Here is a 9,472-nt window from a genome sequence, read left to right as displayed (position 1 = left end):
GATGTCCGACTGGACCTGGGCGTACGAAGGCTACGAGCCCGCGCAGGAGCGGCTGCGCGAGGCGCTGTGCACCCTCGGCAACGGCTACTTCGCCACCCGGGGCGCGGCTCCCGAGTGCGCGGCGGACCCCGTCCACTACCCGGGCACGTACGCGGCGGGCTGCTACAACCGCCTCACCTCGGACGTGGCCGGACACCGGGTCGAGAACGAGGACATGGTCAACCTCCCCAACTGGCTGCCACTTCGCGTGCGCACCACCGCCGGGAACTGGCTCACGCCCGACACCCACAAGCTCCTCGACCACCGCCAGACCCTGGACCTGCGCGCGGGCACACTGGAACGCACGCTGCGCTACGAGGACGGGCAGGGCCGGTGCCTCGCCGTACGGCAGGTGCGCCTTGTCCACATGGCCGACCCCCATCTGGCGCTGCTGAGCACGGAGTTGACGGCTCAGGGCTGGTCCGGGGAGATCGAGGTCGAGACGGCGCTCGACGGGAGGGTCGCCAACACCGGAGTGGAGCGCTACCGCTCCCTCGCCTCGCGGCACCTCACGGACGTCCGGACCGGCACCGCGGCGCCGGACACGATCTGGCTGGAGTGCCGGACCAGCACCTCCGACATCAGGATCGGCCTGGCGGCCCGCACGGTCACCGACGTACCCGCCCGGACCGTGGACGCACACGAGGACGCGCGGGCGGCTCGGCTGCTGCGGCTCTCCCTGGCCGACGGCCGGACGGTCACGCTCGACAAGACCGTCGCCCTGCACACCTCCCACGACCCGGCCATCGAGGAGCCGGCGCACGCCGCCCTCGACCGGGTCGGCCGCGCTCCGGACTTCGTGACCCTGCTGGACTCCCATCGCACGGCCTGGCAACAGCTGTGGCGCAACGCCGAGCTGCACGTGCCGAACAGTGCGGGCCCGGTGCTGCGGCTGCACCTCTTCCACCTGCTTCAGACGCTCTCCCCGCACACCGCGGAGCTGGACGTCGGCGTACCGGCGCGCGGTCTGCACGGCGAGGCGTACCGCGGACACGTCTTCTGGGACGAGCTGTTCGTCCTGCCGTACCTCAACCTGCACTTCCCCGAGGTCTCCCGCGCCCTGCTCACCTACCGCCACCGCCGCCTCGAGCAGGCCTGCCGGGCCGCGGTCGACGCCGGGCACACCGGTGCGATGTACCCGTGGCAGAGCGGCAGCGACGGCCGGGAGGAGACCCAGCAACTGCACCTCAACCCGCGTTCGGGGCGCTGGCTGCCCGATCACTCGCGGCTCCAGCACCACGTCGGCTCGGCGATCGCGTACAACGTGTGGCAGTACTGCGAGGCGAGCGGCGACACCGAGTTCCTGCACACCAAGGGCATCGAGATGCTCGTGCAGATCGCCCGCTTCTGGGCCGGCCTCGCGGCGTACGACGGGACGCTCGGCCGGTACAGGATCCGTGGCGTCGTCGGCCCCGACGAGTACCACGACGCCTACCCCGGCGCCGAGCGGCCGGGACTCGACGACAACGCGTACACCAACGTCACCGCGGCCTGGGTGATCGCCCGCACCCTCGATGTCCTCTACGACCTGCCCGAACTGCCGCGCCGGGACCTCTGCGAGCGCACCGGCCTCGACGCCGCCGAACTCGACGGCTGGCAGGAGGTCTCCCGGAAGCTGTACGTGCCCTTCCACGCCGGGGTGATCAGCCAGTTCGAGGGCTTCGGCGCGCTGGAGGAGCTGGACTGGGACGGCTATCGGACCCGCTACGGCGACATCCGGCGGCTCGACCGGATCCTGGAGGCCGAGGGCGACAGCGTCAACCGCTACCAGGCGTCCAAACAAGCGGACGTCCTGATGCTGGGCTACCTCTTCTCGCCCGCCGAGCTGGGCGGGCTCTTCCGCAGGCTGGGGCACGAGGTGGACGACACCGTCTGGCGGCGCACCGTCGACCACTACCTGCGCCGCACGAGTCACGGCTCGACGTTGAGCAGCCTGGTGCACGGGTGGGTGCTGGCCCGGGCACGGCGCGCCGAGGCGTGGACGTTCGTACACGAGGCCCTGGCCGGGGACGTCGCCGATCTGCAGGGCGGCACCACGGGGGAGGGCATCCACCTCGGTGCCATGGCCGGCACCCTCGATCTCGTCCAGCGCTGCCTGACCGGTCTGGAGACCCGGGGCGGCGCGCTGCGGTTCGATCCGGTGCCGCTGCCCGAGTTCTCCGAGTACGGCTTCGCCATGCGCTACCGGGGCCATCGTGGCGTACAACTGCACCTGACCGCAGACCAGTTGATGCTGTCAGTGCCCGCGTCCGACCAGGATCCGATCGACATCGTCCTCGCGGACCGCACCGTGTCCGTAGCACCGGGGGAGTCCTGCGCCCTCACCCTGCCGGACCAGTGATCGGACGGTCCCACGGGGCGCCAGGCAGTACGGTGAGGGCAGGCGGACTGGTGTGCGGCCTCTTGTCCGCCGAATGGGCCGGAGGAAGCGATGGGCGCGGACACACGCGGGGGATCCGAGCAGCATCTGCCCAAGCTTCGGCTCGACGAGCTGCTGGGCGAGCTGCAGGTACGCATCGCCGCCGTACGCGGCACTCGGGACCGCCTGCACAGCCTGCTGGAGGCCGTCCTGTCGGTCGGCCGGGAGCTGGACCTGCCGCAGGTACTGCGCAGCATCGTCGAGGCCGCCGTCGTCCTGGTGGACGCCGAGTACGGGGCGCTGGGCGTGATCGGCGGCGACCGGAAGCTGTCCGCGTTCATCACCGTCGGCATCGACGATGAGCGGCGGTCCGAGATCGGGGCGCTGCCCAGCGGGCACGGACTCCTCGGCGAGCTGATCCGGCACCCGGTGCCCCTGAGGCTGCCGGAGCTCTCCGAGCACCCCGAGTCGTACGGCTTCCCCGCCCACCACCCGCCGATGCACTCCTTCCTCGGCGTACCGATCCGGGTGCGGGACGAGGTGTTCGGGAACCTGTACCTCACCGAGAAGCGCGACGAGCGGGAGTTCGACGCCGAGGACGAGTCCGTCCTGGCGACGCTGGCCGTGGCCGCAGGCGTCGCCATCGAGAACGCGCGGCTGTACGAGGAGACCAGGCTCCGCGAACGCTGGCAGCGGGCCAGCGGGAAGGTCACCAGCGTCCTGCTGACCGGCGCGCCGGGCGCGGAGGTGCTGGAGCTGATCGTCGACGAGGCGCGGAAGATCGTCTCCGCGGACATGGGGCTGATCGCGGAGCGCGTGGCGGGCGAGGAGGAGCTACGGCCGGCGCTGGCCGTCGGGCTCGGCGCGGAGGAGCGCGGCGGTCTGGTGATGCCGGCCAGGGGCGGTTTCGTCGGAGCCGCGCTCAGCTCCGCGGAGCCGGTGGTCAGCGCCGACATCGAACACGATCCCCGCGTGGGCGAGGGCGAAGCCCAGTGGGCCGGGCTCGGACCCGTCGTCGCGGTGCCGCTCGGTACCAGCGGCAAGGCGCGGGGCGTGCTGCTGCTGGGGCGGTTGCGGGGCGGCACACCGTTCGGCGACGCGGACACCGGACCGCTGCTCGGGTTCGCCGACCAGGCCGCGCTGGCGCTGGAGCTGGCCGAGCGACGGCGGGACGCGGAACAGATCGCGTTGCTCCAGGACCGCGACCGCATCGCCCGGGACCTGCACGACCTCGCCATCCAGCGGCTCTTCGCGGCCGGCATGACACTGCAGAGCGCCCAGCGCTTCATGGAGCATGCCGAGGGCATGGAGCGACTGACACGGACCGTCGACGACCTCGACGACACCATCAAGATCATCCGGTCCACGATCTTCGGCCTGCGGACGCACGGCGGGGCCGGCCGGGACGGCGACGGTCTGCGCAGCCGGGTCTCCGAGGCGGTCACGGCCTCGACCACGTCGTTCGGGTTCGCGCCCGCGCTGCGGATCGAGGGGCTCGTCGAGACCGAAGTCCCCGGCGACATCGCCGACCACGCCGTCGCGGTGCTCGGCGAGGCGCTGAGCAACGCGGCCCGGCACTCCGGGGCACACGCAGTGGACGTCCGGCTCCAGTGTGCCGGTGGCGAGTTGACGCTCACCGTGACGGACGACGGCTGTGGGGTGCCGGCCGACGTGCGACCCAGCGGGCTGAAGAACATCGAGGACCGGGCCATCGCCCTCGGGGGCGTACTGACGCTCGGCGAACGGCCCGGGGGCGGCGGTACACGGCTGGTGTGGCGGGTACCGGTGAGCGCACCCGGCGCGGGCCCGGGGGGCGGTCCGGCGCATGGCTGAGACTGTCGGCGACCTGTGCGTCCGGTGTTCTGCGGGTGCGGGTGCGGGTGCGCCTAGGGCTGCGGGTGCTGGGGGCCGGTAGCGCAGTTCCCCGCCGTCCTGAAGGGGTGTTCCCTGGGGTCAGCGGCTCTGGTGGTCGGCGGTGCCGGGGTGCTCCAGCTGGCTGGCCAGGACCGCCGCCTGGACCCTGCGCTGCACGCCGAGTTTGGCCAGCAGCCGGGAGATGTGGTTCTTCACCGTCTTCTCGGACAGGTAGAGCTTCTTGCCGATCTCACGGTTGGTGAGCCCGTCCCCGATCAGCGCGAGGATGTCGCGCTCGCGGGGCGAGAGGCCGGCGAGTTCGGGAGCGAGTGTCGGGGACTCGGTGGGGTCCGCGCGCAACGACCGCATCAGCCGGGCGGTCGTCGTGGGGTCCAGCATCGACTGACCGGACGCCACGGTGCGTACCGCCGAGACCAGATCCGAGCCCTTGATCTGCTTGAGCACATAACCCGAGGCTCCGGCCATGATCGCGTCGAGCAGGGCCTCCTCGTCGTCGAACGACGTCAGCATCAGACAGGCCAGCTCCGGCATCTGGCTGCGCAGTTCCCGGCAGACGCTGATCCCGTCGCCGTCCGGCAGGCGTACGTCCAGGACGGCCACGTCCGGTCGCAGCGCCGGGCCGCGCACCAGCGCGTGCTCGACGCTGCCCGCGTCGCCGACCACCGAGATGTCCGGCTCGGCGTCCAGGAGATCGGTCAGACCGCGGCGCACCACCTCGTGGTCGTCCAGCAGGAAGACCCGGATGGGGTTCTGTTCCGTGAAGGTGCGCGTCTCGGCCATGACGACCCCTTGTTCGGTTTCAGTGGCGGACTGTGGACCACGAGCCGGCTGTGACGACGATCATCACGCTCCGGGGCCCAACTCACTAGGGCCGACCGGCCCAACTTGACTGCGGCCGTCAAATCGGTCCCCGGTCCCCGGTCACCGCTCCGGTCCGCGGGCCGGTCCCGTGAGCTCGAACTCCACGTCCACCACCCCTTCGACGGCCCGCACCAGGCGCGCGGCCACGGGCACCAACGAGGTGTCCCGGACACGTCCGGCGAGGGTGACGACCCCGTCGTGCACCTGTACCCGTACCGGTGACGACGGCGCACGGAACAGATACGACACCACCTCGCGGCGCACTTCCTCGGCGATGTCCTCGTCGTCCCGCAGGAACACCTTCAGAAGGTCGCCGCGGCTGACGACGCCCTCGAGCAGACCCATGTCGTCGACGACGGGCAGCCGCTTGACCTTGGCGTGCGCCATCGTCCGTGCGGCCTGCGCGAGAGTCGCGTTCGCCCGGACGGTGAATGCTGGGGCCGTCATCAGGTCCTCGGCGGTCACGGCGCCGGCCTTGGCGAGATCGGAGAGCCGCCGCAACTGCGTGTACCGGTCCGGATCGCTGTCGCGGAACTCCTCCTTGGGGAGCAGATCGGCCTCGGAGACCACGCCGACCACCCGGCCCTCGCCCTCCAGGACGGGCAGGGCACTGACCTTCCACTGCTCCATCAACCGCACGATCTCCTTGAAGTTCGCCTTGCGGCCGACGGCGGCGACGGTATGGGTCATCACGTCGCTGACGAGGTGCGGGTTGCCGTGCACGGTGACTCCTCGGTGGATGGCGACGCGGTCAGCGAAGACTTCCGCTGCCGTAGGGCGCGTACATGTCCAACAGCCGGGTCCTGGCCGACCGCAGCCGACGGGCGACCGTGTCTCCCACCCACTGGCTCACGGCCATGCCCAGCGCCGGATCGGCCCGGCACATGGCGCGTACGACTTCGGCGTCGAACTCGTACGCGCGCACCGGGCTCGTCGCCTCGGCGCCCAGATGCCAGGTGTGCGGTCCGAACAGCCAGGACCAGCCGACGAGTTCGTTGTGCCCGACGGTCTCGATCACGACCGCGCGGCGGCCCGGCACGCGCATGTCGAGGGCCACCGTGCCGGTACGGACGATCCAGAACCGGTCCGCTCGCCGTCCCTCCTCGAACAGGCGGGTTCCCAGAGGGAACGACACCTCCCGGGCGCTGTGCATCAGTCGTTCGCCGTGCTCGGCGGGCAACGCCCGCAGCATGCTGGAAGTGGGGGAAGCGTTCATGATCGTGTCCTCTTCCTCGAGCTCCTCTTCCAGGAGCGCGACCGGGCCACCTCCAATCTCTTTCTCGGGGCCCCGCTTCCACCATGGGCCGAAGGGCCCCTCGGCAGGGCCTGCCCGGCCCCTGCGCCCGGGCCGGCCCGGTACCAGACTTGAGGGGACAAGGGGAATCCACCGGCATGCGCGCAGGGAGGTGCGGACCATGCTTCGACACGTCGCCGCAGGGATCGACGGTTCTCCCGAGGGCCTGGCCGCCGCGCACTGGGCGGCCAGAGAAGCCCTGCGCCGAGGCAGGGCGCTGCGCCTGGTGCACGCCTGGGAGTGGCAGCCGCGGCCGGCCCCGACCGTGCCCGCGGACATGTCGCAGCGGTCCTGGGCCGAGGACATGCTGGCGCAGGCGTCGGACAGCATGCGCGCCGCGCACAGCGGCCTGCAGGTCATCACCCACTCGGTCGCCGACGCACCGGTCGAAGTCCTGCTCGCGGCGGCCGAAGAGGCCGATCTGCTGGTCCTCGGCTCCCACGGGATCAGCGGCGTCGCGGGCTTCCTGACCGGGTCGGTGTCTCAGCGGGTGGTCGCAAGGTCACCGCGTCCCGTGGTGCTGGTGCGGGCGGGGGAGTGCACCGCCGACGAGCACTTCTCGGCGGTGGACGGAATCTCCCCCGACGAGATACCCGAGACCCCGTACCGCGATGTCGTGCTCGGCCTCGACACGGACCGGCCCTGCGACGAACTGATCGAGTTCGCCTTCGACGCCGCCCGACGCCGTGCCGCCCCGCTCCGCGTGGTCCATGCCTTCAGCGGTCCGTCCGCCTACGCGGCGATCGACAGGCTCGCCCCCGAGAACGACCCCGGGCTGCGCGCCGAGCACGAGCGCGCCGTGGTCGTGACGCTGCGCCCTTGGTGCGAGAAGTTCCCCGCGGTCGCCGTGACCGAGACCGTCACCGAGGGGCGCGCGGCCGGCGAGCTGATCCACGCCTCGGCCGGCGCGGCCCTTCTCGTGGTGGGACGCCGGGTGCGCCAGACCCGGCTCGGCACCCACCTCGGCTCCGTCGCGCACGCCGTACTGCACCACGCTCCCTGCCCCGTCGCCGTCGTCCCGCACGGCTGAACAGCCCTGGAGGACGAGTGAGAGATGACCAGGCGTGCCGTGTCTCACGTGGTCTTGCGTCGCCACTGTGGTCCGGCCTGGTCCCACTCACGCCCCCACTGGTCGTAGCGCCGCTGGTCGAGCCGCCACCGTGCGACGCGCCCGGCGGCGAAGGCCAGGCCGCTGAAGGCGACCCCGGCCGCGGCGCCGAGCGAGGCTGCCTCGACGTCAGCCGCCGAGGCGGTCGGCGGCTGCGTGGTGAGCTGCTCCTTGCTGTTCAGCCAGACGACGACCTTCGATCCGACCCGGTGGCCGTAGTCCACCAGGGCCCGGCCGGTATGGGTCGAGCCGTCCGCCGCCGTCCAGCGGACCGTCGCCCGGACACGGTCGTAGGGCGTATCCGCCCCGATCCCCACCGTCCGGGCCGTGCTCGCGACGAGGACGGCCTGCACCGCGTGCCGCTCGTGCCGAAGCCGCGCGAAGGACGCGTCGGCGGCATGGGCCGTCAGCAGCCCGGTCAGGGTGCCGCCTATCGCGATGACCAGCCACACGGCCAGCACGATCCAGGCCTCGACGATGTCGTCGTGCCGGCGCAGGGGGTTGTCCCGCCAGCGCCACAGCAGCTGCCTCACACGCTCGGTCCTGTGCATCCGACGCACCTCCTCGTCGTCATGGACTGGACGGTCGCGTCGGCGAATGCGCGGCGGCAGAGGCCGACCGGGCGCCGTCGCGGCCCCGTCCGGTCCCGAGATGGGGACCGACCGGCCCAAGCGGACGGCGACGGTCACGCTCAGGCTGGACATACGAGGTCGATCCATGCGCGAACAGGCCGTCGAACGGCGTACCACCATCGTCGGAGTCGACGACTTCGACGGCAAGCGGTGGTGACGCGGCAAGGGGCGCCCGCTCGCCGTAGTGCCCCGCGACCGGCATCCGCAAGAGCCAGGAAGGGATCGTCATGAAAGCACTCGTGTTCCACGGTTCCGGAGAGTCCGCGTGGGAGAAGGTCACGGACCCCGGAATCCAGGATGCCACCGACGCGATCGTCCGCGTCGACGCCGTCACGATCTGCGGGACCGACCTGCACATCCTCAAGGGTGACGTACCGGAGGTGCGGCCCGGCACCGTACTCGGACACGAAGCCGTCGGGGAGATCGTCGACACGGGCGGCGACGTCCGCACGGTCCGCCCCGGTGACCGTGTCCTGGTCTCCTGCATCACCACGTGCGGCCGCTGCCGCTACTGCAGGGAAGGGATGTACGGGCAGTGCCGCGGTGGCGGGGGGTGGATCCTCGGCCACTTGATCGACGGCACGCAGGCCGAGTACGTCCGCGTACCGCATGCGGACCTGTCGACGTATGTGCTGCCGGGCGCGGTGGACAGCAAGGACGCCGTGCTGTTGGCCGACATCTTCCCCACCGCCTACGAGGTGGGCGTGCTGAACGGGCGGGTACGGCCCGCGGACACCCTCGTCGTGGTCGGAGCGGGGCCGATCGGGCTCGCCGCGATCGCCACGGCCCGGCTGTTCACCCCGGGGAAGATCATCGCCGTGGACCTGGCCCCGGCCCGGCTGGACGCCGCCAAGCGCCTCGGCGCCGACGCCGTGGCCGCGGCGGGGGAGGAGGCGGAGCAGTTGGTCGCCGACCTCACCGAGGGCCTGGGGGCCGATGTGGTCATCGAGGCGGTGGGGGTGCCCGCGAGCTTCGAGGCGTGTACGCGCATGGTGCGGCCCGGCGGGCACGTGGCCAACGTCGGCGTGCACGGCAAGCCCGTGACACTCCACCTCGAAGACCTGTGGAGCAAGAACGTGACGATCACCACCGGTCTGGTCGACACGTACTCCACGCCCACCCTGCTGCGCATGACGGCCGCCGGGCAACTGCCCACGTCGTCCCTGGTCACCCACACCTTCCCGTTGGACGCGATGGAGGAGGCGTACGACGTCTTCTCGCGGGCCGCCGACACAGGCGCGCTCAAGGTCGTCCTCGGCGCACCGCAGCACGACGCCCTGACAGTCAGGACGCCCTGACAGGAG

9 protein-coding genes are annotated in these 9,472 nt (G+C 71.6%); 5 read left to right on the top strand and 4 right to left on the bottom strand.

The features are described from left to right. Position 1: 1 nt before the first annotated feature. The gene (locus KVT44_RS24855) at positions 2-2,380 is read left to right on the top strand and encodes a glycoside hydrolase family 65 protein (RefSeq protein WP_217568651.1); all 2,379 of its coding nucleotides are present in this window, start codon (positions 2-4) and stop codon (positions 2,378-2,380) included. A gap of 90 nt (positions 2,381-2,470) precedes the next feature. Further along, the gene (locus KVT44_RS24850) at positions 2,471-4,231 is read left to right on the top strand and encodes a GAF domain-containing protein (protein WP_217568649.1); all 1,761 of its coding nucleotides are present in this window, start codon (positions 2,471-2,473) and stop codon (positions 4,229-4,231) included. A 120-nt stretch (positions 4,232-4,351) separates the two neighbouring features. Here KVT44_RS24850 and KVT44_RS24845 read toward each other — a convergent pair whose 3' ends face one another. The 3 genes from KVT44_RS24845 to KVT44_RS24835 form a co-directional block, all read right to left on the bottom strand. Continuing rightward, positions 4,352-5,053 carry a response regulator transcription factor gene (locus KVT44_RS24845; protein ID WP_217568646.1) on the bottom strand — a complete coding sequence of 234 codons (702 nt, stop codon included), beginning with the start codon at positions 5,051-5,053 and terminating at the stop codon, positions 4,352-4,354. Positions 5,054-5,194: 141 nt separating this feature from the next. Further along, entirely contained in the window at positions 5,195-5,857 is a 663-nt protein-coding gene (locus tag KVT44_RS24840; protein ID WP_217568644.1) for a CBS domain-containing protein, read from the bottom strand. A 28-nt stretch (positions 5,858-5,885) separates the two neighbouring features. After that, complete coding sequence (locus KVT44_RS24835; RefSeq protein WP_217568642.1) at positions 5,886-6,350, bottom strand: Crp/Fnr family transcriptional regulator; 465 nt, start codon at positions 6,348-6,350, stop codon at positions 5,886-5,888. A gap of 199 nt (positions 6,351-6,549) precedes the next feature. Here KVT44_RS24835 and KVT44_RS24830 point away from each other — a divergent pair, with 199 nt between their 5' ends. Further along, positions 6,550-7,458: a universal stress protein gene (locus KVT44_RS24830; protein ID WP_217568640.1), complete on the top strand. Its 909-nt coding sequence runs from the start codon at positions 6,550-6,552 to the stop codon at positions 7,456-7,458. Positions 7,459-7,502: 44 nt separating this feature from the next. Here KVT44_RS24830 and KVT44_RS24825 read toward each other — a convergent pair whose 3' ends face one another. Next, positions 7,503-8,087 carry a DUF3592 domain-containing protein gene (locus KVT44_RS24825; protein WP_217568638.1) on the bottom strand — a complete coding sequence of 195 codons (585 nt, stop codon included), beginning with the start codon at positions 8,085-8,087 and terminating at the stop codon, positions 7,503-7,505. Between the two features lie 46 nt (positions 8,088-8,133). Here KVT44_RS24825 and KVT44_RS24820 point away from each other — a divergent pair, with 46 nt between their 5' ends. Together KVT44_RS24820 and KVT44_RS24815 are read left to right on the top strand one after the other, a co-directional pair. Next, on the top strand, positions 8,134-8,325 hold the full coding sequence (locus tag KVT44_RS24820) for a hypothetical protein (protein ID WP_099918753.1): 192 nt from the start codon (positions 8,134-8,136) through the stop codon (positions 8,323-8,325). Positions 8,326-8,395: 70 nt separating this feature from the next. Further along, the gene (locus KVT44_RS24815; protein ID WP_217568636.1) at positions 8,396-9,466 is read left to right on the top strand and encodes a zinc-dependent alcohol dehydrogenase family protein; all 1,071 of its coding nucleotides are present in this window, start codon (positions 8,396-8,398) and stop codon (positions 9,464-9,466) included. The last annotated feature ends 6 nt before the right edge of the window (positions 9,467-9,472 follow it).

Origin of the sequence: Streptomyces sp. GbtcB7, assembly GCF_019091445.1 — a bacterium.
Classification (GTDB): domain Bacteria; phylum Actinomycetota; class Actinomycetes; order Streptomycetales; family Streptomycetaceae; genus Streptomyces; species Streptomyces mirabilis.
This window is presented reverse-complemented; position numbering and strand designations above follow the sequence as displayed.